The sequence below is a fragment of the Colwellia sp. MT41 genome, from assembly GCF_001444365.1.
GTDB classification, from domain to species: domain Bacteria; phylum Pseudomonadota; class Gammaproteobacteria; order Enterobacterales; family Alteromonadaceae; genus Colwellia; species Colwellia marinimaniae.
The window spans coordinates 3,143,979-3,170,140 of the sequence record NZ_CP013145.1 but is presented as its reverse complement, the minus strand read 5'-3'; the positions used below and the strand labels follow the sequence as shown (position 1 = coordinate 3,170,140).

At 39.0% G+C, this 26,162-nt stretch carries 23 protein-coding genes and 1 tRNA gene; 5 read left to right on the top strand and 19 right to left on the bottom strand.

All coding sequences use genetic code 11. The annotated features are described in order from the left end of the window. Positions 1 to 1,305 carry a histidinol dehydrogenase gene (hisD, locus tag CMT41_RS13540; protein ID WP_058027559.1) on the bottom strand — a complete coding sequence of 435 codons (1,305 nt, stop codon included), beginning with the start codon at positions 1,303 to 1,305 and terminating at the stop codon, positions 1 to 3. Positions 1,306 to 1,478: 173 nt separating this feature from the next. After that, complete coding sequence (gene hisG, locus CMT41_RS13535; protein WP_058027558.1) at positions 1,479 to 2,381, bottom strand: ATP phosphoribosyltransferase; 903 nt, start codon at positions 2,379 to 2,381, stop codon at positions 1,479 to 1,481. Between the two features lie 569 nt (positions 2,382 to 2,950). On the opposite strand from hisG, the gene CMT41_RS13530 reads away from it, so the two are divergent. Then, complete coding sequence (locus tag CMT41_RS13530; RefSeq protein WP_058027557.1) at positions 2,951 to 3,271, top strand: hypothetical protein; 321 nt, start codon at positions 2,951 to 2,953, stop codon at positions 3,269 to 3,271. A gap of 54 nt (positions 3,272 to 3,325) precedes the next feature. Further along, positions 3,326 to 5,260, top strand: a complete 1,935-nt coding sequence (locus CMT41_RS13525; protein WP_058027556.1) for an ATP-dependent DNA helicase — start codon at positions 3,326 to 3,328, stop codon at positions 5,258 to 5,260. Between the two features lie 212 nt (positions 5,261 to 5,472). Here the strand turns inward: CMT41_RS13525 and CMT41_RS13520 are convergent, their stop codons facing one another. From CMT41_RS13520 to tkt, 8 genes are all read right to left on the bottom strand, one after another. Beyond that, a complete protein-coding gene (locus CMT41_RS13520) occupies positions 5,473 to 5,970 on the bottom strand; it encodes a glycine cleavage system protein R (protein WP_058027555.1) in 498 nt (165 codons plus the stop codon). Between the two features lie 49 nt (positions 5,971 to 6,019). Then, a complete protein-coding gene (locus CMT41_RS13515; protein ID WP_058027554.1) occupies positions 6,020 to 6,376 on the bottom strand; it encodes a PilZ domain-containing protein in 357 nt (118 codons plus the stop codon). A 181-nt stretch (positions 6,377 to 6,557) separates the two neighbouring features. After that, positions 6,558 to 8,237 (bottom strand): energy-dependent translational throttle protein EttA, encoded by a 1,680-nt coding sequence (ettA, locus tag CMT41_RS13510; protein ID WP_058027553.1) that lies wholly within the window; start codon positions 8,235 to 8,237, stop codon positions 6,558 to 6,560. A 236-nt stretch (positions 8,238 to 8,473) separates the two neighbouring features. Continuing rightward, entirely contained in the window at positions 8,474 to 9,358 is an 885-nt protein-coding gene (locus CMT41_RS13505) for a DUF481 domain-containing protein (RefSeq protein WP_058027552.1), read from the bottom strand. Between the two features lie 129 nt (positions 9,359 to 9,487). Beyond that, positions 9,488 to 10,552: a class II fructose-bisphosphate aldolase gene (gene fba / locus CMT41_RS13500; protein ID WP_057181810.1), complete on the bottom strand. Its 1,065-nt coding sequence runs from the start codon at positions 10,550 to 10,552 to the stop codon at positions 9,488 to 9,490. A 430-nt stretch (positions 10,553 to 10,982) separates the two neighbouring features. Next, positions 10,983 to 12,170, bottom strand: a complete 1,188-nt coding sequence (locus tag CMT41_RS13495; RefSeq protein ID WP_057181809.1) for a phosphoglycerate kinase — start codon at positions 12,168 to 12,170, stop codon at positions 10,983 to 10,985. 82 nt (positions 12,171 to 12,252) lie between these two features. After that, positions 12,253 to 13,272 (bottom strand): erythrose-4-phosphate dehydrogenase, encoded by a 1,020-nt coding sequence (epd, locus tag CMT41_RS13490; protein ID WP_057181808.1) that lies wholly within the window; start codon positions 13,270 to 13,272, stop codon positions 12,253 to 12,255. A gap of 135 nt (positions 13,273 to 13,407) precedes the next feature. Further along, positions 13,408 to 15,396 carry a transketolase gene (tkt, locus tag CMT41_RS13485; RefSeq protein WP_057181807.1) on the bottom strand — a complete coding sequence of 663 codons (1,989 nt, stop codon included), beginning with the start codon at positions 15,394 to 15,396 and terminating at the stop codon, positions 13,408 to 13,410. Positions 15,397 to 15,608: 212 nt separating this feature from the next. On the opposite strand from tkt, the gene CMT41_RS13480 reads away from it, so the two are divergent. Continuing rightward, a complete protein-coding gene (locus tag CMT41_RS13480; protein WP_057181806.1) occupies positions 15,609 to 17,957 on the top strand; it encodes a CHASE domain-containing protein in 2,349 nt (782 codons plus the stop codon). Positions 17,958 to 18,092: 135 nt separating this feature from the next. Continuing rightward, entirely contained in the window at positions 18,093 to 18,230 is a 138-nt protein-coding gene (locus CMT41_RS19225) for a hypothetical protein (protein WP_157447811.1), read from the top strand. Between the two features lie 692 nt (positions 18,231 to 18,922). On the opposite strand, the gene CMT41_RS13470 is transcribed toward CMT41_RS19225, so the two are convergent. The 3 genes from CMT41_RS13470 to CMT41_RS19220 all read right to left on the bottom strand — a co-directional run bounded on the left by CMT41_RS13470 (position 18,923) and on the right by CMT41_RS19220 (position 20,654). Further along, on the bottom strand, positions 18,923 to 19,861 hold the full coding sequence (locus CMT41_RS13470) for an IS1595-like element ISCosp3 family transposase (RefSeq protein WP_058027551.1): 939 nt from the start codon (positions 19,859 to 19,861) through the stop codon (positions 18,923 to 18,925). Between the two features lie 61 nt (positions 19,862 to 19,922). Further along, positions 19,923 to 20,159, bottom strand: coding sequence for a hypothetical protein (locus CMT41_RS13465; RefSeq protein ID WP_157466378.1), 237 nt, complete (start codon positions 20,157 to 20,159; stop codon positions 19,923 to 19,925). Positions 20,160 to 20,486: 327 nt separating this feature from the next. After that, positions 20,487 to 20,654: a hypothetical protein gene (locus tag CMT41_RS19220; RefSeq protein WP_157447810.1), complete on the bottom strand. Its 168-nt coding sequence runs from the start codon at positions 20,652 to 20,654 to the stop codon at positions 20,487 to 20,489. A 440-nt stretch (positions 20,655 to 21,094) separates the two neighbouring features. On the opposite strand from CMT41_RS19220, the gene CMT41_RS19395 reads away from it, so the two are divergent. Next, positions 21,095 to 21,673, top strand: a complete 579-nt coding sequence (locus CMT41_RS19395; protein ID WP_058027549.1) for a DVUA0089 family protein — start codon at positions 21,095 to 21,097, stop codon at positions 21,671 to 21,673. Positions 21,674 to 21,797: 124 nt separating this feature from the next. Here the strand turns inward: CMT41_RS19395 and CMT41_RS13455 are convergent, their stop codons facing one another. The 6 genes from CMT41_RS13455 to CMT41_RS13430 form a co-directional block, all read right to left on the bottom strand. Further along, positions 21,798 to 22,145 carry a PH domain-containing protein gene (locus CMT41_RS13455; RefSeq protein WP_198149750.1) on the bottom strand — a complete coding sequence of 116 codons (348 nt, stop codon included), beginning with the start codon at positions 22,143 to 22,145 and terminating at the stop codon, positions 21,798 to 21,800. A gap of 125 nt (positions 22,146 to 22,270) precedes the next feature. Continuing rightward, entirely contained in the window at positions 22,271 to 22,939 is a 669-nt protein-coding gene (locus tag CMT41_RS13450) for a hypothetical protein (RefSeq protein ID WP_058027547.1), read from the bottom strand. Between the two features lie 148 nt (positions 22,940 to 23,087). Further along, on the bottom strand, positions 23,088 to 23,522 hold the full coding sequence (locus CMT41_RS13445) for a hypothetical protein (protein ID WP_058027546.1): 435 nt from the start codon (positions 23,520 to 23,522) through the stop codon (positions 23,088 to 23,090). Between the two features lie 78 nt (positions 23,523 to 23,600). Next, positions 23,601 to 24,347, bottom strand: a complete 747-nt coding sequence (locus tag CMT41_RS13440; RefSeq protein WP_058027545.1) for a hypothetical protein — start codon at positions 24,345 to 24,347, stop codon at positions 23,601 to 23,603. A gap of 172 nt (positions 24,348 to 24,519) precedes the next feature. Further along, positions 24,520 to 25,764 (bottom strand): integrase domain-containing protein, encoded by a 1,245-nt coding sequence (locus CMT41_RS13435; protein ID WP_058027544.1) that lies wholly within the window; start codon positions 25,762 to 25,764, stop codon positions 24,520 to 24,522. 162 nt (positions 25,765 to 25,926) lie between these two features. Continuing rightward, a tRNA-Arg gene (locus tag CMT41_RS13430) sits at positions 25,927 to 26,002 on the bottom strand. Positions 26,003 to 26,162: the final 160 nt, after the last annotated feature.

The following is a 26,162-nucleotide window of genomic DNA, read 5'->3' as shown; positions in this document are numbered from 1 at the left end:
TTAAACTCCTTCCTCTAAGCGAATGGTCACCGCGCGCTGATGGGCATCTAGCCCTTCGGCATCGGTTAATTCAATAATACACTCAGCTAAACTCGCCAAACCTGATTTAGTTATCTCTTGCACGGTATAGCGACGAGAAAAGTCAGCCAGTGATAAACTTGAGATAACCTTTGAATAACCATACGTTGGCAATACGTGGTTAGTGCCGCTGGCGTAATCACCCGCCGATTCAGGGGTATAAGCGCCGACAAAAATTGAACCGGCATTACGCAAACTGTTAAGTAAGCTTGGTGCATCTTCAGTTTGAATAATTAAGTGTTCTGGCGCGTATTGATTCGACACTTGCACCGCTTGCGCTAAGTCCTTGGTTAAAATTAACCTAGACTGGGTTAACGCTTGCTCAGCAATGTCACGTCGAGACAATACGGTAACTTGCTTTTCTAGTTGTGCAGATACCTGTGCTATTAATGACTCGCTATCACTGAGTAGTATTACTTGGCTATCAATACCGTGCTCGGCTTGCGATAATAAATCTGCGGCAATAAATGCCGGGTTTGCTTGCTCATCGGCAATAACTAATACTTCAGAAGGGCCGGCGGGCATATCAATAGTAAAACCGGGAACTTGCTGTGATAACTGAGTTTTAGCTTCGGTAACATAGCGATTTCCTGGGCCAAAAACTTTATTTACCGCGGCTATGGTTTGTGTGCCGTAAGCTAAGGCGGCAATCGCTTGTGCACCACCTACTGTGTATATTTCACTGATACCACAAAGATCAGCCGCCACTAATATTTCATTAGCCAGTTGGCCATTTTTATCAGGTGGACAAACCAAGACCGTACGTTGACAACCGGTAAGTTGTGCCGGTATGCCTAACATCAATACTGTTGAGGGCAATGGCGCCGAGCCAGCAGGAATATATAAACCAACACTTTCAATGGCTTCAGTTTTTAAGGTGCACTTAACGCCTGGGATCGTTTCAACCGTTATATCTGTTGGCTGTTGTGCGCTATGAAAGGCTCTGATTTGCTGATAAGCGGTGTTAATTGCTTTTAAACGTTTAGCAGATAGGGCTAACTTGGCTTGCGCAATTTGTTCTGCACCCACTGATAAGGTGCTAAGCGCGATACCATCAAATTGTTTTGTTAAGGCAAATAGTGCCTTATCACCTTGATTTTTAACTTGCGCCAAGATGTTAGCAACTTGGGTGGATAATAAGGCACTATCCACTATTGCTGGTCGTGCTAGCGCACCTATTTTTTGCTGCTCTGACAGCTCTTGCCACTTGATTAGTTGATTAATCATAATTACTTGTTCCTAATACTTCGAGGATGTGTTTCTTTAATAAGTAAAAAAAATAATTTACTTTAGCTCGAAGCTAGTTGGTGCAAGTGCAAAGAGGGAGCACTGAGCTGACGTTAGTCAGTGAGTACTGCCGATGCTGAGCTTGCATCTACTAGCAATGAGGTAAGGTTAATTTAGCCCATCATCTTTTCAATCGGCATAACTAGTATTGAGTTACAACCTAATGCCTTTAGGCTTTCCATGGTTTCCCAGAAAAACGTCTCAGTAGCAACAACATGTACGGCTACTAAATCATCACGACCAGCTAGCGGTAAAATAGTCGGCGTCTCACTACCTGGCATTAAAGCACTCACTTCATTGATCTTATCTTTAGGCGCATGCAGCATGATGTACTTGCTTTCTTTGGCTTTCATTACCCCTTGAATGCGTGGCAATAAGGTATCAAGAATTTTTTGCTTGGCTGGCGCTAAGACTGCAGGGTTTTGGATCAGTGATGCGGTTGATTTGAAAATCACGGCAACTTCTTTTAAACCGTTAGCTTCAAGTGTCGCACCAGTGGAAACCAGATCACAAATACCATCGGATAAACCAACACGTGGCGCCACTTCTACCGAGCCTTTGAGTAAACAAAAATCTACATTAATGCCATTATTACGGGCAAATCGGTTAAGCAGTTGTGGGTAAGTAGTGGCAAAGCGTAAACCATCTAAGCTTTTAATACCTTGATAATCAAACTCTTCCGGCATGGCTAGTGATAAACGGCAGCCGCCAAAATTAAGTGCTGTGGTTTTTATATAAGCAAACTTCTGCTCCATTAATTCACGCTCTAGTGCCGCTTCTTCTAGGGTGTTATCACCGACAATGCCCAAGTCACATACGCCATCCATAACTAGCCCTGGAATATCACTACTACGTACGCGCATAACATCTATCGGCATATTGCTAACGTGGGCGAGTAAACGACGGTCGCTAAGGTTAAGTTTCAATCCGCAGCGCTTTAATAATTGTTGTGTGTCTTCACTCAGGCGTCCTGACTTTTGCATGGCAATGCGTAAACGTGGCTCTGATGTGCTCATATTGGTAATTCCTATGGTGTCTTAATCTTTAAATTCGTCATGTATATACAATTTCTAATGCGCTAAAATGCGAAAAACCCCCGAGAGAGAAAAGACTCTTTCGGGGGTTTAGTAAGGACATTTTATTGTTATAAAAGCTGGTGCTATTGCTTGTATAACTGTTTACTTAATTCCACTGAAAGGCCTTTGCCCTGCAGTGTTTTTGTTACTAACGCTGAATGGGCTAATTGCTATGATGATGGTGATGTCGGCTATTCAGGTTAATAATCATGGTTAAATTCTCTGTTAGTAGTCAGTAATTTACTGTGCTGTTGTATAATTAATTGAACAGTATTGAGTAAGTAATTTGTTTTGATGAACTTTACATTACTGCTTAATTAAGATAGCTGCAAGTAATAAATAGAAGTTTTTTATTACTTTTTGTTATATGAAAAACGGTTAAATTTATTAGTCGAGTCTTTGTAATAGTATTAGTCCCTAAGTGAAAAGCTAAAGCTAAAGTGTTTTTGGTCGATAATAGCATTAATGGTTAACAAATTCGCAAGCATGAAGCAGTGTAGGAACTAAAGATGGATATTTTTACGACTCAACTAACACGTGTAGTCCAGATACCTATTAAGCCGGCAAGCTTAAAGGTAAAAGCACTGTTGAAAGAGGCTGCTAACAGTAAGCTAAGCGATGATGCTAATCATCTTGAAAATCATGAGTATTATTTTACTAGTGAAGAAGACAAATACCATAGTTCACAGCAAGAAGCTGATGATAAAGAGGAAAGTGAGAATAGTTCTGAGACAAATAATGACGCAAGTGTAGTGTTGGATGAGAACGATGTAGATGCAAAAAAAACTACCGGTAAGAGTAACGGTAAACACTTAGACCTTTATGCCTAAGCGGTAGTTAAGTATACTCTCAGGCATAAATTTTTCTTCGTGCCTTTTTTTTAAATGATAGCATCCCAAGTTAGCCAAGCCTTTGCTAAAGACGGCGCTTTAGCTAAAGCCATTAAAGGCTTCTCTCCTCGCCAAGCACAAATAGATATGGCCCTTGATGTTGCTGAAGCCATTGACCAGCAATCATCGCTCATTGTGGAAGCTGGTACAGGCACAGGCAAAACCTTTGCTTATTTGATCCCCGCCTTTTTAGCGTTAAATCCGAAAAACCCTAAAAAAATCGTGGTCTCAACCGGGACTAAAAACCTGCAAGAGCAACTATTCCATAAAGATATTCCTTTAATAAAAAAGGTGCTAGGCAGTAATGCACAAGTCGCTTTATTAAAGGGACGTGCCAACTATTTATGCATTTATCGTTTAGCACAGTACCAAGATAGTCGCGGTCAACTTGATGCACAAATGTTACAGGATCTGGTGAAAATTAAAACCTGGGCTAATGGTACACAAAGTGGTGATATTGGCGAATTGGTTAATGTTAGTGAAGACTCCAGTATCTTTCCGTTTGTTACCAGTACCTTAGATAATTGTTTGGCCAGAGACTGTCCAGACTATGACGCTTGTTACCTAGTTAAAGCCCGTCAAAAAGCCAGTGATGCCGATATCATTGTGGTCAATCATCATTTGTTTTTTGCAGATATGGCTTTAAAAGATACCGGTTTTGGTGAGCTTATTCCTAAGGCACAGGTGATGATTTTTGATGAAGCTCATCAAATTGGCGATATTGCCAGTGAATATTTTGGTGAGGCATTCTCAACTAAACAGCTTGTTGATTTGTGCACCGACGTATTACAAGTACACCGTAGTAGTTTAACCGATGTTAAGCAATTAGGGCTAGCAGCGGAAAAATTACAGAAAAGTTGTCAAGAATTCCGACTGTTATTTAATTACGATCCCGAACGGGGAAATTGGCGAGAAAAGCATAAACAAGTTCAATTTCAGCAAAAATTTGCTAACTTAAAAATCGATTTAGATTTTTTATACCAAGTGATAAAGCTTTGTGTCTCCAGAAATGAAGCCATCGATAATTGTTTTGACCGGGCGGTAAACTTATTAGCCCAATATGAAGTGATGGCCAATGTTGAAGCTTATGGCATGAGTTTTTGGTATGAAACTACACCGCGCAGTGTGGTCTTACATCAAACACCACTGACGGTGAGTGATAAATTTAGTGCTGTGGTGAAAGAGTCTGGTGCCGGTTGGATTTTTACTTCGGCAACCTTGGCGGTAGATAATAATTTTGATCACTTTGCCCAGCATTTAGGTTTACAAGGGGCAAAAAAGCTCTTACTTGATAGTCCGTTTGATTATCAAGCGCAATCTCAACTGGTTGTGCCACGTTATTTGCCCCAGGCAAATGATAAAAATCGTGCTTTGGCGTTAGCAAAATTAGCGGAGCCGCTGATTGCAGCGAGTGGTGGTGCTTGCTTTATGCTCTTTACTAGTTATCGGGTAATGCATCAGGTCGCTGAAATTCTAGCTGACAGTATTGATAATCCCTTATTAGTGCAAGGGCAGATGGCCAAGCGCAAGTTACTTGAGCAATTTGTTGAACAAGATAAAGCGATATTACTAGCAACCGCCAGTTTTTGGGAAGGCATTGATGTTCGTGGTGATAAGCTTACTTGTGTCATCATTGATAAATTACCTTTTGCTTCACCGGACGATCCGCTGTTACAGGCACGCTGTGAAGATGTCAGGCGACAAGGCGGCGAGCCTTTTAGCCAAATTCAACTTCCACAGGCGGTAATAGCGTTAAAGCAAGGAGTAGGGCGACTTATTCGAGATGTTAGTGACCGTGGTGTTTTAGTGATTTGTGATGATAGGTTAGTCAATAAACCTTATGGTGAAACTTTCTTAAAAAGTTTGCCTGATATGAAGCGTAGCCGAGATATTAATAAAGCGGCGGAGTTCTTAGCCTCCTTGTCTTAAGGTAAAAAGCAAGGCCAGAGTTTGTCAATGGCACGACTAAAGCCTAAAAAACGACTGCAGCTAGCAGTCGTTTTTTTATTTGTATACTTTAGCGTTAAAATTAAAGTACTGGTTTATATCCGTTATCATTCAAAGTGCACTCTGAAACATGCATCTTGATTGGTAATGGGGATATAGTGCGCCGTTTTACTGGTGATTTTTGCCAATGAACATTAGCGTGAAATATCTACCATCAAGTCATCCGCTATTTGCTCTAAGGCACTGATAAGTTCATCAATAGAGTTTTCATCGATGGCAATTTTCACTTTCGCTTTGAAAATACTTTGGCCACTATAGGCTGCGCTCTCTTGCGAACTTACCAATTTGATTAAGTTACCATTTTGATGATGAATGACGGATGAAACTTCTTGCACTATACCCGCTCGGTCATTGGCGGTGATCTCAAGGACTAGGTTACTAGTCACCTTAGGTAAATTAGGCTCAGCTATTTCAATTTGGCAGCTTAAGCCATTAATGGCTTTTAATTCACTGATGAGCTGGTCAGTATTTTCACTTACTACGGCTACTTCAATAACGCCGGCAAAAAAACCGGATAAATGATGCAAGCTACTGACTTGCCAATTACCTTGATGTTTGGCAATAATTTTAGATAAGGTGTCTACTAGGCCGATTTGATCTGGGCCAATACAAGAAATAACTAGATGATTCATTAAAACTCCTAAAAGGTAGGGGGAATAGCTGAAAATCTTAACTTAACTTTTAACGTGATAACTGACTTAACTCTTTATTGAGTTGTTCACTGTCACCTAGATTGAGCTCAACCAAGCGGCGTAAATGGGTGACGCTGTCTATATCAATAGCATTACATTGCAAGCCAGTCTCATTTTTTTCTACGTGAACAACCGCAATATTCATTGTTACTTCTGACTCATTGTCTGACAGTAAGAAATGTAAGGTGCCAAGTTTACCTTTCAATGATTTTTTACTGTCTATGGCGGTAACTAAGGCGCCATTAAGTGAGATATCATGGATAGATACTGGATAAATACTACCTTCAATGGCTAATTCAGCTTTAATTGAAAATAAAATTCGGGTAAATTTTCGTCTGTTTTCCATTTTTGACCATTACATTTTAGTGTGGTGTATCTTTAGCATAGCCCGCTTTTATTAAAAAGTAAAAAGTTACTGGGCAGTAAAAAGCCAGTTAAAATCAAAAATTTAACTGGCTTTAATTGGCTATTTTAGCGCATTAGCGCAAAGTTACCCGGGTATTACTAAGGGCTACTTTAGTTAGTGACTAACCTATTTTTTTATACTTGATTCTGTGAGGCTCTGTTGCTGCCGGACCTAAAGTTTTCTTCAACCAAGCTTCGTAATCAGTGAAGTTACCTTCGTAGAAGTTGATTTTTCCTTCGTCACGGTAATCTAAAATATGGGTAGCAATTCTGTCAAGGAACCAGCGATCATGGGAAATAACCAGGGCACAACCAGGGAATTCTAATAACGCTTCTTCCAATGCTCGTAAGGTTTCAATATCTAGATCATTGGTCGGTTCATCTAGTAGTAATACATTACCACCAGCTTGTACCAGCTTGGCTAAATGAACACGGTTACGTTCACCACCGGATAATTGACCAATAATTTTTTGTTGATCATTGCCTTTAAAGTTAAAACGGCTGACATAAGCACGACTCGGAATTTCATAATTACCAATTTTTAAAATTTCATGGCCTTGAGATATTTCTTGGTAAACGGTTTTGCTGTTGTCCATATCATCACGGAACTGATCAACACTGGCCAGTTTTACCGTATCACCCAAGATTATTTCACCTGAGTCGGGCTGTTCAGCGCCAGTCATCATTTTAAATAAGGTTGATTTACCCGCGCCGTTTGGCCCAATAATACCAACGATAGCTCCTTTAGGTACGCTAAAACTTAAGTTATCAATGAGCACTCTATCGCCAAAAGACTTGGTTAAGTTGATAACATCTATTACTTTATCACCAAGGCGTGGCCCAGGTGGAATGTAAAGCTCGTTAGTTTCACTACGCTTTTGATGCTCTCGAGAATTAAGTTCTTCAAAACGAGCCATACGGGCTTTGCTTTTTGATTGACGTGCTTTTGGATTTGAACGTACCCATTCAAGCTCTTGCTTGATGGTTTTTTGTAAAGCACTTTCACTTTTACTTTCTCGTTCAAGGCGAGCATTTTTTTGCTCTAACCAGGCAGTGTAGTTACCTTCATACGGAATACCGTGGCCACGATCCAGCTCTAAAATCCAACCGGCAACATTATCTAAGAAGTACCTATCATGGGTAATGGCTACCACAGTCCCCGGGTAGTCATGCAAGAAACGCTCTAACCAAGCTACAGATTCAGCATCTAAATGGTTGGTTGGTTCATCCAGTAATAACATGTCTGGTTTTTCTAGTAATAAACGACACAGGGCGACACGACGGAGTTCACCACCACTTAGCTCGGCAATTTTTTGCTCCCAAGGTGGTAAACGTAAGGCATCCGCGGCACGCTCAAGTACGTTATCAATATTATGGCCATCTTGTGTATTGATGATATCTTCTAATTCGCCTTGCTCTTTTGCTAGCTTATCAAAATCTGCGCCTTCTTCAGCGTACTCGTTATAGACTTGGTCTAAACGTGCTAAAGCATTTTTAACGGTAGCAACGCCTTCTTCAACGATCTCTCTAACCGTCTTTGTTTCGTCAAGGATTGGTTCTTGCGGTAAGTAACCAATTTTAGTGCCAGCTAATGCGGTAGCTTCACCTTCAAATTCTTTATCAACACCCGCCATAATGCGTAGCAGAGTAGATTTACCTGAGCCATTTAAACCCAAAACACCTATTTTAACGCCAGGGAAAAATGATAAAGAAATGTCTTTTAAAATAGTGCGTTTCGGTGCAACTATTTTTGAAACGCGGTTCATCGACATGATGAATTTATCGGGTAACGGCTGAGCCATGGTGAGACCTTTTTATTTGAAGGGAGCTTTAATTACGGCTATTTTAGGGCAATCATAAGGGGATTAGCAAAGTAAACTTGTGTTTTATTAAAATGAATTAAATTAAGTTTAGAAAGGGAAAAGTAAAAAGGAGCTTATTGCTGATTAAGCTCCTTTGAGCTTTATAGTTAGAGTCAGACTTTTATCGCGTGAATGCTAATAATAAATGGTTAAACCATTCACGCTATTCACTCACGTTAAAAGCTATAAATAAGTACCACTGATGTTTCAGTATTTAAATTAGCTTTATCATCATCTACCTTTGAATTGTAATCGATGACAAAATTGACTTTAAGTTGTAAAGAGTCAATCAACTTACTGGTGATTGAGCTTTCTGCTTTGTAAATGCTGTTTTGTCCCACTTCGATGGCATGTTTAATGGTGAAGGATTGTTTAAACTCAATGTGTTCATTTATTTTTTTTCTATAAAGCGCTTGCACCTGCAAAATGAAGGTGTCTTGTGTGTGACTTCTCATGCCATTAGACACGTCTTCAGTAGCCACATGGGTAACATCCCTCTTAAAACCTGGGCCAATATCGGCATCAAAACTGCTATATTTACTTTCAAACCAGCGGCGACCCCAACCAGTAGACACGGAAGCTTGCGAGTCAAAACCAGAAAAACGGTTTTCTTCATAAAAGACACTGCCGTAGATGTAGTTTTGATTTATTGAATCAATGGTATAGTTAGTTTGTGAAGCAATACTCCATTTTTGATCTGTGGTTTCAAAGTTTTTACGAATATCATTGTTGTCAATTTGTGATTCTTTTTCGGTTTTCTTGACCAATAAATCAAAAACAAAAGAGCTGCGCCAAAGGCCTCTTTCAAAGCGTAGATCTAAACCGGTTTTAATATCGGCACTGCGAGTATTACCGGTTAAATAGAGGAAACCAAGTTGCGCTGAAGCGGTAAACAAGGTGCCAGATGAGGGCTGGTGTGACTCATCGGCCTTTTCTAAACTAAAGAGTATGTCTGAGGCATCTGCAGAGCTAGTCTCTGCTGTTTGCTCTTGGGCATAAGCAATAATAGGAAAAATGCAATAAATAACCAATAGGGGGAGAAGGATAAAGCGAGAAAACATGTTAATTAATACTACTTTTTAGGGCGAACCGCTGATAATTACCGGAGATTATACCTAAGTCGCCTATTATTTTCGAGCATAAAAAAAGGACCGAAGCCCTTTTTATCTAATTAGTTTGTATCAGTAGTGTTACTTAATGATAGCCTTTAACTCACCGCTTTGATAACGGTCAAACATGCTATCAAGGCTTATAGGTTTGATTTTACTGGCATGACCAGCAGTGTTAAATGCTTCATAACGTGCTTTACAAATGTCATACATGGCATTGGTTGATACTTGTAAAAATTTACGCGGATCAAATTCACTTGGGTTCTGCGCTAAAAAGCGACGAATAGCACCGGTAGATGCAAGGCGTAAATCCGTATCTATATTGATTTTACGTACACCATGTTTAATGCCTTGTTGAATTTGCTCAACAGGTACACCATAAGTCTCAGGGATTTTTCCGCCAAACTCATTAATAACAGCTAACCACTCTTGTGGTACCGATGAAGAGCCGTGCATAACCAAGTGAGTATCTGGGATACGTTTGTGAATCGCTTTAATAAGATCAATGGCTAAGATATCGTCTGTTGGTGGACGAGAAAACTTATAAGCGCCGTGAGAAGTACCACAGGCAATGGCCAGTGCATCTACTTGGGTTTTATTGACAAAATCAGCAGCTTCTTCAGGGTCTGTTAACATTTGCTCTCTTGTTAAAATACCTTCTGCGCCAACACCGTCTTCTTCACCAGCCATACCTGTTTCAAGAGAACCTAAGCAACCTAATTCACCTTCAACAGAAACACCACAAGCGTGTGCCATTTCAACTGCACGTTGAGTTACTGCAACATTGTATTCATAACTGCTTGGTGTTTTACCGTCTTCCATTAATGAGCCGTCCATCATTACCGATGAAAAACCTAGTTGGATAGAGCGTTGACAAATAGTAGGAGAAGTACCGTGATCTTGATGCATAACGACTGGGATATTTGGGAACTCTTCAATAGCGGCTAGAATTAAATGGCGTAAGAAAGGTGCGCCGGCGTATTTTCTGGCACCTGCAGATGCTTGCATGATGACAGGGCTATCAGTATCACTAGCGGCAAGCATGATGGCGCGTACTTGCTCTAAATTATTGACATTAAATGCTGGAATACCGTATTCAAATTCTGCCGCATGATCGAGCATTTGGCGCATTGAAATTAAAGCCATTTACTTACTCCTAGATAAGTTTTGTTGCTAAGGTTGGATGTTTTTATTTCGACAACATAATTATAGCAAAGAGCCCGCTTATCTTACAGAATAAATTTATTAAAGTTGTCTTTAAAGCGGGAATAGTTATAAAATCTGTATTTTGTGCGAATATTACCAGATTAGTTTGTGCTATAGGTTGTTGTAGACCATTTTTAAGTTTTGGATAGTAAGTTTACTACACTAGTGTAACACTAAGTTTCGTTTTGTTTCGTTCTTATTTCGTTTTAATTTTGATTTGATTTCGTTTTGCTTTCTATTTATGTTTTTTTTACTTTTTATTTAGCGGCTTGCTCGTATCTGCGCATAAAAAACGAGCAGCTTAGAGAATATAAGCTACTCGTTATTTTTACTCTAAACAATCGTTAAATTATGGCTTGAAAATTAAGCACTAGCCATGTTGTGATTTTGCGCGCTGCTCTAAAATTTCAACGGCGGGAAGTTTTTTACCTTCTAAGAACTCTAAGAAAGCACCACCACCGGTAGAAATATAAGATATTTTATCGGCTATACCATATTTATCTACTGCCGCTAAGGTATCACCACCCCCTGCAATGGAGAAGGCTGAACTATCGGCAATGGCTTGTGCAATCATCTTGGTGCCTTGAGAAAACTGATCAAATTCAAATACGCCAACAGGTCCGTTCCAAACAATGGTGCCAGCTTTAGCTATGATATCAGTTAATGCTTTTATCGAATCTGGGCCAATGTCAAAAATCATTTCGTCAGCATTGACATCCTTAACATTTTTTAATGTTGCTGACGCTGATGCTGAAAATTCAGTGGCGACAACCACATCCGTTGGAATTGGAATATCACCCTTATTGGCTTTCGCTTGTTTAGTTAAACGAGTCGCTTCTTCTACTAAATCGGCTTCAAATAATGATTTGCCGACATTGTGCCCTTCTGCTGCAATAAAGGTATTGGCGATGCCACCACCGACGATAAGCTGATCAACAATGCCCGCTAAAGAGTCAAGTACAGTCAATTTAGTGGACACTTTAGAGCCACCAACAATTGCAATAAATGGTCTAGCTGGGTTGTCTAACGCTTTACCTAATGCTTCTAGTTCACCAGAAAGTAATGGACCAGCACAGGCTGTTTCAGCAAATTTTGCTATGCCATGGGTACTTGCTTGTGCTCGATGAGCTGTACCAAAAGCATCCATGACAAAAATGTCACATAAGGCAGCTAATTTTTTTGCTAGAGCATCGTCATTTTTCTTTTCGCCAATATTAAAACGGACATTTTCAAAAACAACCAATTCACCCGTTGCCACCTCAACACCGTCTAAATAGTCGGTGACTAGTCGAACCGGGTAGTTTAATGCAGCACTTAGGTATTCAGTTATAGGCTTAAGTGAAAATTTCTCTTCAGGCTCGCCTTCTGTAGGGCGACCTAAGTGAGACATAACCATTACTTTTGCGCCAGCTTCTAAAGCAAGTTTTAAGGTAGGTAAGGCCGCACGTAAACGGGCATCCGAAGTGATTTTTCCATCGGCAATAGGTACATTTAAATCTTCACGAATCAACACGCGCTTGTTCGTTAGTGTTAGCTCAGCCATTTTGATAATAGTCATTGTTGTCTCCTATTTTTATTGTCGGTAAATTATGTGCAATGCCTTGATAAATAGTTATTTTACAAGGTGCTTTTCTTTTTTGTTAATTTCGCGCTAGGTGCATTGCCATGGCAGTATCTAACATGCGATTAGCAAAGCCCCATTCGTTGTCACACCAGATAAGCATTTTAACTAGACGTTTGTGGCTAACCCGCGTTTGGTTACCATCAACGATACAAGAGTGTGGGTCATGGTTAAAATCGATCGACACCAAAGGCTCTTCGGTATAGGTTAAAATGCCAGATAAATCTTGCTCCTGGCTAGCTGACACTATTGCTTGGTTGATGTCGTCAATGCTGACATCGGCATTGACCGTGATACTTAAGTCCATGGCGGTAACATTGAGTGTAGGGACCCGTACGGCGATGGCTTCAAAGCGGCCCTTAAATTTTGGTAATATTCGCTCAATACCCGCAGCCAATTTAGTATCTACGGGAATAATGGATTGACTGGCCGCACGCGAACGACGTAAATCTTTATGGTAAGCATCAATGACTTGCTGATCATGCATTGATGAATGAATGGTGGTGATGGTGCCACTTTCTACGCCAAAAGCTTCATCAATCACCTTAATCACTGGCACTATGCAGTTAGTAGTACAAGAGCCATTGGAGACAATACGATCATCTGAACTTAAGGTTTTATGATTAATACCATAGATAATGGTTGCATCAACGTCTGCGCTACCTGGGTGAGAGAATAATACTTTCTTCGCGCCGCGGTTAATATGACTTAAACCGTCGGCTTGGCTGCCATATTTACCGGTACAATCAAAAACAATATCAATATCTTGTTGTTGCCAAGGTAGACTATTCAAGCTATCGATATGAGTTAAGATTACTTCATCGCCATCGATAATCAATTGATCATCGTTTTGGCTGACCTTGAAAGGAAAGCGACCATGGGTACTATCGTATTTCAACAGGTGGGCTATGCCAGAAGAAGGAGCTAATTCATTAATTGACACTAGGGTAAATAACTCTGTTTTGCCATTTTCATATAGCGCTCTAACTACGCTGCGACCGATACGGCCAAAGCCATTAATGGCAATTCTTATTGTCATAATTTTACTGCATTTCTAAGTGATAATTCTAAGTGATGATTTTAAGCGATAAGCAAATTGATAATCTAAGCGGTAATTGTACCAGAGCTTACCACAAGTGCGATAGAGCGTTTGTGGTAAGCGTTATCTACTGAGTTATAACTGGTTTACTGTCTTAACAACATTGTCGACCGTGAAGCCAAAGTGCTCAAGTAATACCTTACCTGGAGCTGACTCACCAAAGGTGGTCATGCCAACAACTGCGCCATTTAGACCGACATATTTAGCCCAAAAATCAACATGTGCCGCTTCAATGGCAACACGTTTGGTTACGCTAATAGGTAAGATAGCTTCTTTATAGTCAGAGCTTTGCTTATCAAAAACATTCGTGGATGGCATAGAAACGACACGTACAAGTTTACCTTGCTCGGTTAATACTTTTGCGGCATCTACGGCCAGCGAAACTTCAGAGCCGGTAGACATTAATATAACATCAGGTGTACCAGCACAATCAACCAGTATATAAGCACCTTTTTCAATGGCACTTACTTGCTCTTGAGTACGACTCATAGCCGGTAGACCTTGGCGTGAAAATATCAATGCCGTTGGTGCTTTTTGGCTTTGCACCGCAGCTTTCCAAGCAACAGCAGCTTCAGTGGCATCACATGGGCGCCATGTTGTTAAGTTTGGCGTGGTTCTTAAGTTAGTTAATTGTTCAATAGGTTGATGTGTTGGACCATCTTCACCTTGACCAATAGAATCATGGGTATAAACAAAGATATTTTGAATACCCATCAATGCCGACATACGTATGGCATTACGCGCGTATTCCATAAACATCATGAAAGTAGCACCGTAATTGATAAAACCGCCGTGCAGAGAGATACCATTCATAATACTACTCATGCCAAATTCACGCACGCCGTAGTAAATATAGTTACCAGCAGGGTCAGTCTTGATACCTTTAGAACCAGACCATAAGGTTAAGTTAGAGCCGGCTAAATCAGCTGAGCCACCTAACATTTCAGGTAATATACTCGCAAAGGCTTCAATGGCATTTTGTGACGCTTTACGGGTTGCAATGTTTTCACCGCTTTCATGACATTGTTGAATAAAAGCATTGGCTTTTTCTTCAAAATCGCTCGGTAATTCACCTTTAATAACACGACGCTCATATTCGCTGGCCAGTGCCGGGTGTGCTACTTTATATGCAGCAAATTTTTCATTCCAGCTCACTTGACTGAGTTGACCTTTTTCTTTGCTATCCCACTGAGCGTAAATGTCTGTTGGAATTTCAAAAGCTGGGTGTGGCCAATTTAAGAATTCACGTGTTGCAACAATTTCGTCATCACCTAAAGGCGCACCATGACACTCATGAGTACCTGATTTATTTGGCGAGCCAAAACCAATGATTGTTTTACAACAAATCATACTTGGTTTATCAGTGACTAGTTTCGCTGCTTCAATGGCGTGTGCAATTGCTTGCGGGTCGTGACCATCAACAGAAACAACATGCCAACCGTAAGACTCAAACCGGGCTGGAGTATCGTCGGTAAACCAACCTTCAACTTTACCATCAATTGAAATACCGTTGTCATCCCAAAAAACGATTAACTTACCTAAACCTAAGGTGCCGGCAAGTGAACATGACTCATGTGATAGACCTTCCATTAAACAACCATCGCCCAAGAAGCAATAGGTGAAATGGTCAACAATGGCGTGATCTTCGCGGTTAAATTGCGCGGCTAAGGTTTTTTCAGCAATAGCCATACCCACAGCATTGGCAATACCTGCACCTAATGGACCTGTGGTTGTTTCAACACCAGGGGTATAACCGTATTCTGGGTGACCAGGGGTTTTTGAGTGCAATTGACGGAAGTTTTTTAAATCATCAATAGATAAATCGTAACCCGATAAATGTAATAAAGAATAAATAAGCATAGAGCCATGGCCATTTGATAAAATAAAGCGATCACGGTCAACCCAGTTAGGATCGGCAGGATTGTGCTTTAAAAAGTCACGCCATAATACTTCGGCAATATCTGCCATGCCCATTGGGGCTCCAGGGTGCCCTGATTTTGCTTTTTGTACGGCATCCATACTTAATACACGGATAGCATTTGCTAGCTCTTGACGTGATGACATAATAGCTCCAGATCTTATAGTCTTGAAAGAATAAAAATTCTGCGTATTTTCGCTCACCAAAGCACGTAGCGCAAATTAAATTATGGAATTTTAACTATTATTTTGTCTCGCGATAAATTATTGCGATAATATAATGCTAGTATCGGGTAAAACTTGTGTCATTATTTACAAAATATTAACGGAATTACTCTGCCACTCTTGAATAATACTCTATGATGCAACTTCACTTACCGCGATTTTTTATTTCGGCCCTTTTGTACCTTGCTAGTTGTTTTGGTGCGATATGGCTTATCAATCCACAATCCCTGGTAAACTTTGTTGGTCCTGCCGCGGCAGTTGTCAGTGGCTTACTGATTATCTGGGGTCTCACGCCCATTGTTGCCATCTTATTGGTAACACCAATATTGGCTTTTAGTCTGAAGTATTTTTTTTACTTTGATGCCAATTTAGCGGTGATGAGTATTGCCGTACTTGCTATTGTTTTGCAGGCTTTCTGGACTAAACAGCTTGTTTTTCGCTTTATTCATTATAAAAAATGGTTACTATCCAGAAAGCACTTATTCTTTTTTCTGCTTCGTATTGGCCCTATTGCCAGCATAGTCTCAGCTAGCTCGGTTTTAGTTATTGCCATGCTAGATAACCAAGTTATACAAGGCACCTTTTTCTATACCTTTATTAATACCTGGTCCGCTAGCATGTTGGTGGCGGTATTTTTTATACCTTTATTATTACTGGCTAAAAATGCAGAACAGCTCAAGTTAACTAAACGAATTTTTGTCGGTTTTACTTCTGTTTTAGGTGCTTTGGCTATTTTGATATTGTTTAAAACCTCTCAGTATGAACAACAAAGTTATCGACAAGCGCTATTTAAGCAATCAAAAGTGGCAATCGAGCGCTTGATAGAAGCAGAAGTTGCTGGCGTAGTAAACCAAATCAATAGCCTTTCGGCATTTTTTAAAGCCAGTGATTATGTTTCATTAACTGAGTTTACTGTGTTTAGTGAAAGTATTTTTAAGCAAGGTTCTAGTATTAGGGCGTTAGAGTGGGCACCAATTGTACCTTTTAGCCATCGACAATGGTTTGAGCAACAAAGTTCAGTAACCTTGCAGCAAGACTTTCACATTAGAGAGCGTCTTGCCAATGGCAAAGTTGTACTTGCTAAACCTCGTAGCCAATATGCTCCTTTGTATTATATATACCCACAATACGGTAATCAGGCTGCTTTTGGCCTAGATGTTTATAGCACCCCCCAGCAGGTATTGTCTATGCAGCAGGTTGTTGATAGTAAACAGGTGATTGCCAGCGCACCAATGTCCTTGGTACAAGACGACATGGCTAAGCCAGGCATGTTGTTTAGTAAGGCTGTTTTTTTACCACCAGAGGATAACTACGCGACTAAGCCATCAGGGCAAAATAAGCTGTCGATAATCAAAGCAGATAAGTTAATAGGCTTTGTTGTGGCAGTCGTACAATTTGATCGCTTTTTTCAGCAGCTAGCGAAACAACAAGACCAAGACGTTAGCTTTTTTATTCAAGATGTCTCAAGTCACCAGCCCTTTACTCTCTTTGGTCAGGCGTTACCTAGCGCGAATAGATATATGGAAACCATTAACATGGAGGTCTTTTCTCGACTCTGGCAAATTAATATCGCCGAAAAGCAACCTTGGTTTAGTCAAGTGAAGACTTGGCAAGCATGGGCTGTGCTTATTGGTGGTACGCTTGGCGCTTTACTATTTCAAATGTTGGTATTGATGATGGCTGCCTACTCAAGTGAACTAGGTCAGCAAGTCGATATTAAAACCAGAGCGCTTATTTTAGCGAAAGAAAGTTCCGAGCAAAAAAGCTTAGCTAAAAGTAATTTTTTACAGAATTTAAATAAAGAGTTACGTTTGCCATTGCTAGCCATGAAGGTATTTGTTGAGCAATTAAAGAAAAAAGGCATAAATAACAAACAGGTGACAGGTATAAGCCATGCAGGCAGCAATATTGCTCTCTTGTTAGATACCATGATGGATTTATCTGATATCGAGTCAGGTAAGATCATTGCCAAAGAAGACTGTTTTGATTTTCATGGCTTTTTACAGCGCACTGAAGCGGTATTTAAAGCAAGTAATACTTATGAAGGTAAGCCAATTTCTTTCCTTATTGATGACAGCGTGCCGCATTATATCAATAGCGATGAACTCTACATTCAAAAATTATTACAGGCACTGATTGAAAGTGCTCATAAGCTACTAGGGGCTGACGCCTTACGTTTATCTATTAAGCTGCATAAACACAAACGTGCAGACGCTAGTTTGTTTTTTATTATATCTTCTCAAAATGAGGCAGTGAGCAAGGCAAACGAGCAAGATCTCACTCAACAAAACTATGACGAGCTATCAGTTAACAGTACGGCAATGGCTATGGCCATTAAATATAGCCATTTATTACGAGGTGATACCAAATTAGCGACGTTAAGCTCGGGTGCTGGCGTGTTAAGCGCTTCAATTAGAGTGATTATCTCATCTATTGAGCAACAAGAAGCTCAGCAAGGCTTAACATTTGATATAATTGATTAAGTTGTTTTTTTTAATTGTTTATTTAACTAAAGAAAACGCTTGAAAATAAAAAAGTAATCGTTTAATGTCTTTGCACCTGCTCATAAATAGTACAAATTAATAATAAATCAAGCAGGCAGTGATATAGGTAAAACAATGAATAATTCATCCTCGCGAGGGTTTAAATTAACAACCGTGATATTTGCAGTATTAATCATGGCTGTTAGTGCAATGCTGAGTGGTAACTCAGTCGCAGATGACATGGATGTAGAAATAACGCAAGCAGATGAGTAGCTAAGTCGCTGGTTATTTACTTGCTATGGAAAATTGAAGCTCCACCACTGGTTTAAGTACAGTGCTGGGGCTTTTTCATTTTCAGAACTCAATGATTTTGAAGGTGCATTTTAGAGAAAAATAAAGTGTTCATGGGGGGGGGGATTACTAGTAATGGCGTCTCCACCGGAAACCGTTGATTGATATTATCTATTTGTTAAATAAGAGTTTTGTTGTTTCTTGTTTTGCGTAGTGTTACCTCTGGTGTAACCAAGGTAAAAAGTCACTCATTAGTTTTTCAGCGAGTGACCTTTTAAAGTAAATAACTTAACTTTTCTATTTGAGAATCTACAAACGGCCAGTATTTCTTTTCTAACTCGGTTATTTTATCTCGCTTCATGTAAAAGGTTTTCCAGCGCATCCCTTTTGGTTTAGGCCAGTAATGAATGTTTTCAAACATGTTATTTACGTCAGGCCAATCAAAGCCCCACAACTCTTTTCTTAGTTTTCTAATACGCCTAATTAGTCTGTCTTGTGGTCTTTCACTTTGGCTAGCGTAATGTAAGCCGATACATTGGCGGCAAGCATAGGCATGTTTGATAGCGTAAAGGTGCTGGCGTTGTTTTTGGCAGTATGGGCAAGTTATGTATAGTTTGTTGCTGGCGCTTCGATTATCGAGCTTTAAGGCTATTTTATGGCTATGTCTGAAGTAGCTATTGTGGCATTCGTCCAACAGCTTCAAATAAGCAAATCTCTGGGCTTATATGAGAATAACGTTCTAGCATTCTTCTCCATCCTAAGTAATTCCCCAAATACTTGGTTGCAACACCGTGAAACCGTTTCATCCACCCTTTAAGCCTGCTATCAAATGCATTGACGTTTTGAATATGAAATGCGCCTCGCGTTCTCGGGCCTTTAGTAAGGATCACCTCATGTTTGATCCCTTTAGTTTTACAAAATGCGGAATATACTGCTGCACCATCAGTGCAAAGTACCGCATCTTTATCAACAAGAGGGGTTAAAACCGCAGCCACATGCTGGGCATCAACTTTTGCTAAGATCACTGTCGCGGTAGATTTATGTCTATCCCTGACGACTAGCACAGGAATTTGATCATCGCTGGTTCCTCTTGTTTTACCCACTCCTCCACGCTTTCTTGGTGGCCGCGGTAAGTTGCGTTGACCTTTAAACGACTCAAGAAAAAAGGTTTCATCAGCTTCAACAATCCCTTCTTCATGCAACGCTTGATGCGTGTTAGCGATTTCTAGAAACCGGTGACGCCAAAGAAATGCTGTGTTCTTATCAACACCGCATAATTTGGCTGCTTTTCTAATACTCAACCCATCAATTAATGTTTGAGCATAGGTTAGCCACTTATCGCGTTGGCGTAATCTAGCCAGTGGCGTTTTAGTTAATGGATTACATGTTTTTTGACAGGTTGCACACCGATAACGGGGCAGTCCATGGCTTGAACCCCATGGTTTTAATAACGTTGACTGACAGTGAGGACATCGTTGCAACGTTGCCTGAACTGATAAAACTTCTTCTGCCGATAATTCAGTCTGTCCTAGTCTCTGATGAAGTCGTTGTCGCTGACTCGGCGATAACAATGTAAGCTGCTGTAAAAAATGAGTAAATTGTTGTTCATTCATGAGTGTCACCTTGGAAGTTATTCACACATAAATTAAGTATGGTACCTTTGCAACAATTTACTCAGACATAGCCTATTTTATGGGGCTTATCGTTTATTGTGAATGTTACATAACGAACACCATTTTTATTTTCTTTTAAGACTAGCTTACGGTGATTAGCACTCAGGTATTCAGAGTCGATTGAGTAACTACCTAATGGTGTAGTGAGTAAAGACTTGAATATATTGGCATGTATGCGGTGATACTCACCAGTGTAAGCCCTTGTTTGTGTTCTGCCGTAATGATGACCTTTAGGCATTGTCATTTACCCTGAAAACTAAAGTTAAGATATATTGTCTTCGCCTATTTCCCTACGTGCTGTCATAACACCAACTTGTTTAATTGGAGCACAAACAAAAGGCATAAGTTTAGTTAACCTGAACTCTGGATAATGAGTGCTTGATGTATAAGTAAAAACAACGACTTACGGTTGTTAAGAACAAAATATACAAGATTAAGTAGTAATATACACTATCAATGTTTCAATTTATTCGATTATCAAGGCAACACGTTTATGAATAACGGGTTATTTATCGACGTGTTAACGCTGAGAATCGGATAAAGGGGAATATTGAGCAAGTGCTGCTTATCCAGAGTTCAGGTTAGTTAAGAAGTTTAACCTTTGAACCGGGTCTTTAATTTCAGCTAATGTGTTTGGTAAGTTGGTTAATTCATCTTGAATGGCTTTGTTGATTAAATGCCTGATATCGCCAGCCATGTATTTACTGGTAGGTGTTTTGTTAGTTGCTGTCATATTAAAGTCTTTATTGTAAGGATATGTTTACATTGTATCATGTTTATCTTGTGCGAAAAACAGGGTTAACGTACTACTTTTCTTAGGTTCTTATGGGGCGAGCTGTTCTATGTTTATGCTTTTCCTATACAGTATTACTGCTGGTTTAACTGCCTTTATAAATATTCAATGTCATTGATAGGTTGTTGTTAATGCGCGGGGCTATACTTGATAGGCCGTGAACGCGATAGTGATGATGTTTGTTAAGCCAAGGTAGATAACAACTTATGATTGGATAAGTGTCTACTAACTTTACACTTTTTAATTTACCATTGTTAATTTACCGGTAAAGTGATGAAAAATAGTAATTTATTATAAGTGGTATGATTTTTGCTTTAAGCTGAAAAGCATTAACTAAAATGCCTTTCTATTTCAAGGAATGTATTACAAAGGAAAATACGATGAATATAAAAATGATAAAAGCGGCTGTTGCTGGATTAGTTTTATCTGTTAGTGGTTTTGCTAATGCAGGTTTGATTACTCTTGATGGACGTATCGACTCAGGCGCAGAAGTAGACCATTGGATATTAAATGTTACAAGTAGCGGCCTGTTCACTTTTGATGTATTAGCTTACGAAGGGGACTATGATGATTTTTTTGATAATGGAACAAATAACGATCATTTAGATAGTTATATTTATTTATTTTCTAACGATATTAATGGTTCGCTAGTTGACTCAAATGATGACGGTGAACTTGGAAACGATGGTTCAACTGAAGACTACGATAGTTTTATGTCTGTCAATCTTAATGTTGGAACATATGTTTTTGCAATTGGTGATTATCACCTAAATGAAGCTGGTGCTAGAGATGGAATTAATGAAAGCAATACTAATGAAATTAGCGTGGGTAATTACAGGGTATCTATTTCATCTCAAGCTGGTGTGTTAAGTACTAACTCAGTACCTGAACCAACAACCCTTGCCATCTTCGCCTTAGGTATTATGGGTTTAGCAGCACGTAGATTCAAAAAACAGTAATCTAGTCTGTTTCATACTCTAACATTCAAGTAATGAGTAAAACATTAAGCACCATTGATTGGTGCTTTTTTATTGCCTGAAGAAAGTTACCGCCATTTATAGCAAGCTAATATATGTGGAAAATTCACTTACCTCTTACGTTTTCTAAATTACTTTCTATTTGCGCTTTTATCTCTTCAAGGTGAACTACATAAAGCAATTCAAACCATGAACCATGAGCATATAAATATATTGTGCTGTAGTTAAATTCCTTACCTAACAAGGTACTTACTATTTCAATATTCTCTACTGTTTTAAGCTGAAGCTTATCTAGTCTATAGGTAAAAATTCCTGTTCTAGATTGAACCTCATTGTCGGATATTTTAACAACGACAAAATAGGGTGAAATTATAATATGTGCGCCTTTTAAAACGTACAACGTTGGCAGTAACAATAAACTGTAAACAGTTTCAGGTTGGTATTTATCGCCCAATAAAAACTCACCAAGCAAATTAAATAATAGGTATTAAATATAAACCCTCATTATTTTAAATATGATTTCCAAGAATACTTCGAATATTATTTTCCATTTACAAGTGGGAATGGTAATTCCATTTTTCATGCTTGCTCCCACTCACTTAGCCATTCATCGGTAGTTTGTTGATGTGTTTTGTCTGGCTGTTGTATGTCACTTGTTCGGTTGTTGTTTGGATTAAGCTGTGAAAACCTAGCCCATACCTCACCATGGAAAAGGTTAAGCAAAGGTATGATTTTATCTTCTACTTTAGCGCCATGAGCAAAAGTAGGTATGAAAAAACACTGCTTTAAGTTCCCCATGTAATCATGAAAGCTAGATAATCTTGGGGGTAAACTCAAACCCGTTGAAAGCCAAAATTGGTAGAATTTATATTTTTTGCTAATACGGAATTGTCCTTTAGGTAAGCAACTACCTTTTATCCCATTGTTAGTTGTACGGCTTCTTTTTAGGTCAACATTAAAGGTTAAGTAGCAATCCTCACCTGTTGATATATTAATTAACTGTAGTGTCATTCCTGGGCTTTTATGTTTGCCATAATATCCCGTTGAATAGTTATCGTAGATATAAACATTAACATCAAGCAAAGCGGCTATTTCTATCAACAAACGAGTTGAGTTTTCAGCAAGCCATTTTTTAGGTACTGGCTGTTTACTTGCTGGCGTTATAACTAAGTTACCTTTGATAATATCAATGTGATCACCCCTAGAAAATAAAGTTTCTAGCAATGAGCATTTTTTTAAATGTGTCATTGTGGGATACTCTCTTATGAATAAGCTAGTGGTGAGGTCGGCAAAACTACAGCCACTAGCGAATTTATCGAAAGCTGCTTTGAATTACTTCTTAGCGGCTTTTGTCTTTATATAAAGAGCTATCTGCTCAGGTGACATTGATATGATATCAACGGGGTGTGGTGGTGTTGTGCCTGTAAAGTGGCACTTTACGCGTCCATGATCTAACCTCTACGCCTGATGTGAGTTTTTGGTAATTGAATTCAAGATCGATTGCTTCAGAGCCAAGTAAAGTTAAATCCCAAACACCTCGAATAGACCTAACTTGGGTATGATCCAGTGAAGGTAGCCAAAAATCATTTAGTAGATTGATTTCTTCCGGAGAAAATTTATCTAAATAAGCCCCAAGCCCTTTATCTGAAGTGTCTCTTTGACCTAAATACGCACAAGTTCCATTTACAAAGTTTACAGATAAAGTTAAATGTTTATCTAAAGCAAACCTATAAATATCTGCTTCTGTAACCGGCTCATCTAAAGCTATTGAAATATGATTTATAGCTTCTTGTAAGGTCAGCCATTTTTTCAATTTGTATAATTTACTCATGTATCCCTACCAGTTTAAAGTTCATTAGTTGGCTATTCTCAACTTTCATTCTGTTATATATACTCAGCCTCTAGCATATTACCCTACTGTTTTTTTTATATTGAAAATTTCAATTAATATTTTTTTAACTATTTCAGCATCTCGTTTTGTAGAGGTAATTGAAGCATGAAGCCATGTATCAATATCACTCATTTGTATTGTCTCTCTATCGAATTTATCTTTCCAAATAGGGTAATTACTAACAGCTTTTTGGATGCTCTCAAATAATAATGACATCGTTTTAGTCTTAAGTATTCGGTCGTCTAAATCTATTGGGACTTGTGACTTTTCAATATCATTCTCAATACAGCTATACTCAAACTTTTCTATATCTTCTCTTAGTACAACCAATTCAGATATGTTAGGGGTATTGTCTGTTGGGTAAGAGAAACCGTCATATATTGAATATTTACCAGTCTCCTCTCGTTCTTCCTTAGATAAAGGTAATAAATCTACTGGTTGGTAAAGCTTATTATCATTATCTCTTAATATCATTCCATCCATAGCAACAAATTCTGAATCTTTACCTGTAAGCCAGTCTGAAATATGCCCCTTCATTGCGCCTGTATTTAAATCTATTCTATAAGCACCGTCTGTTATAAATGGCTTGCCTATAGTTGTAATACCATTCGTTAATTTGGTTTCCTTGAGAGATAACAAACCTATGTCCGGCATGATTTTAAAAACAATATCATCTGAAATTTCATTTGGAATGTGAGCATATTCTTCGGGCGTTTTATTTGTCTTTTGAAACTCTATTGAATCAGACTTACTTAGCATTAACATTAAATAGTATTTTGCTTCGCAAACTAGTTGGTGATTTAACAACCAGCATAACTCGATTTCATCATTAAGGGCTAACTGTAGAATGTCATTAATTAAAACCTCTTCACCAAATGAATTAGAAAGCCGGATTGAAGCATCCTTTAAAGAAAGCTATTTTTTTAATTTAAATAATTTACTCATGTATCCCTACAACCTTTAAATTTTGTGATTTATTAACTTTACCTGTTTGAGCCTGTTCAATATGCTCAGACCACCAATACATTAACTTACGTCTGCGCTCTAAATATTCAGCGCGGTTATAAGCACGCCTCACTTCGTTTTTATCAACGTGTGCCAGTGCGGATTCAATAACGTCAGCATCGAAGCCTTGTTCGTTTAATGTGGTACTGGCTAACGCTCTTAAACCATGAGAAACGAGCCTGTTTTTAAAGCCCATACGCTTTAACGCCATGTTTGCTGTTTCGGTGTTAGTATGTTTTTTAGGGTCGTTATTTGCTGGGAATATGTATTCTCTATGGCCACTTATTGGTTTTAGCCTTTCTAATAAAAACAACGTTTGATCAGTAAGGGGAATAACATGCTCTCGTTTCATCTTCATCTTTTCAGCAGGAATAATCCATATTTTATTATCTAAATCTATCTCTGACCATTTGGCTGTTGCTGCTTCACTAGGTCTTGTCATGGTATGTAACTGCCATTCAATTAAACAGCGCGTTACTATTTTTATGCTGGCGTAACTTAATGCTTTCATTAACTCGGGTAGTTCTTCAGGCTTCAAGGTAGGCATGTGTTTACCGGTTGGCGTATCAAATGCCGCCTTTATTCCTATTAATGGGTTAGCGTGAATAAGGCCAACATTTACCGCATGATTCATAATCTCATTCATGCGTTGGCATAATCTTCTAACAAGCTCCAAGCTGCCTTTGATGGCAATAGGTTTTAGCACTTCTATTACTTGTGGTGCGGTTATCCTAGAAATAGGATATTTACCTAAATCATGTAATAAGTGATTTTCTATTGAATTCCATATCCTACCGCCTGTGTCGGGTGTCACTTTCTTAGCTTTTAATTCATACCAGTTAGCCGCTACGCTTTCAAAAGTGTGAGACAGTATTTTTTTTTGTGTTATTTCTTTAGCGTCTCTATGTTCTTTGGGATCAATATCACTGGCTAATAACTTTCTAGCTTCAGCTCGTTTTTCTCTAGCCTCTGCCAGTGTTGTTTCAGGGTAAGTACCAAAGCTAATATTGGCTCTTTTTTTGATGAAAGGGCGATAGTAGTTAAATAGCCACAACTTAGAGCCAGTGGGCTTTATACGCAACATTAAGCCATCACCATCAGATAAGTTATATTCCTTCTCTTTAGGCTTAGCTTGTTTTACTTGTGTGTTGGTAAGTGGGGTAACTTTTTTAGCCATAGTAACACTCAGAAAGTAAGGGGTAAGCGATGTTACTTCAGATGTTACTATAAAACTTGAGTGTTACAAACTCTTATTAATCGCTATTGATAGCTAAGAGCCTTGTTTTTAATGGGATTTGGTAGGTTTTTGAATGGTGTTGAACGTCTTAAATAGTGCTAATGGCGTCTCCACCGGGACTCGAACCCAGAGCAGCAGCTTAGGAGGCCGCAGTTTTATCCAGTTAAACTATGGAGACATAGCATTAAGGTCGCTATTTTAACCATATTTCTTATGCTTTGTTAATGTTTTTATTAAATTTTTATGTACTTTAGCTTAGCTTCTTCTTATTCGAAGATAGTCACCTAGTCGTTAGTATGATTTTTATGCTTATTGCTTGATCTGTATCGTCTCTTTCT

Coding starts and splice junctions, on each gene's coding strand:
- hisD (WP_058027559.1), bottom strand. CDS start 1,305: ATGATTAATCAACTAATCAAGTGGCAAGAGCTGTCAGAGCAGCAAAAA.
- hisG (WP_058027558.1), bottom strand. CDS start 2,381: ATGAGCACATCAGAGCCACGTTTACGCATTGCCATGCAAAAGTCAGGA.
- CMT41_RS13530 (WP_058027557.1), top strand. CDS start 2,951: ATGGATATTTTTACGACTCAACTAACACGTGTAGTCCAGATACCTATT.
- CMT41_RS13525 (WP_058027556.1), top strand. CDS start 3,326: ATGATAGCATCCCAAGTTAGCCAAGCCTTTGCTAAAGACGGCGCTTTA.
- CMT41_RS13520 (WP_058027555.1), bottom strand. CDS start 5,970: ATGAATCATCTAGTTATTTCTTGTATTGGCCCAGATCAAATCGGCCTA.
- CMT41_RS13515 (WP_058027554.1), bottom strand. CDS start 6,376: ATGGAAAACAGACGAAAATTTACCCGAATTTTATTTTCAATTAAAGCT.
- ettA (WP_058027553.1), bottom strand. CDS start 8,237: ATGGCTCAGCCGTTACCCGATAAATTCATCATGTCGATGAACCGCGTT.
- CMT41_RS13505 (WP_058027552.1), bottom strand. CDS start 9,358: ATGTTTTCTCGCTTTATCCTTCTCCCCCTATTGGTTATTTATTGCATT.
- fba (WP_057181810.1), bottom strand. CDS start 10,552: ATGGCTTTAATTTCAATGCGCCAAATGCTCGATCATGCGGCAGAATTT.
- CMT41_RS13495 (WP_057181809.1), bottom strand. CDS start 12,170: ATGACTATTATCAAAATGGCTGAGCTAACACTAACGAACAAGCGCGTG.
- epd (WP_057181808.1), bottom strand. CDS start 13,272: ATGACAATAAGAATTGCCATTAATGGCTTTGGCCGTATCGGTCGCAGC.
- tkt (WP_057181807.1), bottom strand. CDS start 15,396: ATGTCATCACGTCAAGAGCTAGCAAATGCTATCCGTGTATTAAGTATG.
- CMT41_RS13480 (WP_057181806.1), top strand. CDS start 15,609: ATGATGCAACTTCACTTACCGCGATTTTTTATTTCGGCCCTTTTGTAC.
- CMT41_RS19225 (WP_157447811.1), top strand. CDS start 18,093: ATGAATAATTCATCCTCGCGAGGGTTTAAATTAACAACCGTGATATTT.
- CMT41_RS13470 (WP_058027551.1), bottom strand. CDS start 19,861: ATGAATGAACAACAATTTACTCATTTTTTACAGCAGCTTACATTGTTA.
- CMT41_RS13465 (WP_157466378.1), bottom strand. CDS start 20,159: ATGCCTAAAGGTCATCATTACGGCAGAACACAAACAAGGGCTTACACT.
- CMT41_RS19220 (WP_157447810.1), bottom strand. CDS start 20,654: ATGACAGCAACTAACAAAACACCTACCAGTAAATACATGGCTGGCGAT.
- CMT41_RS19395 (WP_058027549.1), top strand. CDS start 21,095: ATGAATATAAAAATGATAAAAGCGGCTGTTGCTGGATTAGTTTTATCT.
- CMT41_RS13450 (WP_058027547.1), bottom strand. CDS start 22,939: ATGACACATTTAAAAAAATGCTCATTGCTAGAAACTTTATTTTCTAGG.
- CMT41_RS13445 (WP_058027546.1), bottom strand. CDS start 23,522: ATGAGTAAATTATACAAATTGAAAAAATGGCTGACCTTACAAGAAGCT.
- CMT41_RS13440 (WP_058027545.1), bottom strand. CDS start 24,347: ATGTTAATGCTAAGTAAGTCTGATTCAATAGAGTTTCAAAAGACAAAT.
- CMT41_RS13435 (WP_058027544.1), bottom strand. CDS start 25,764: ATGGCTAAAAAAGTTACCCCACTTACCAACACACAAGTAAAACAAGCT.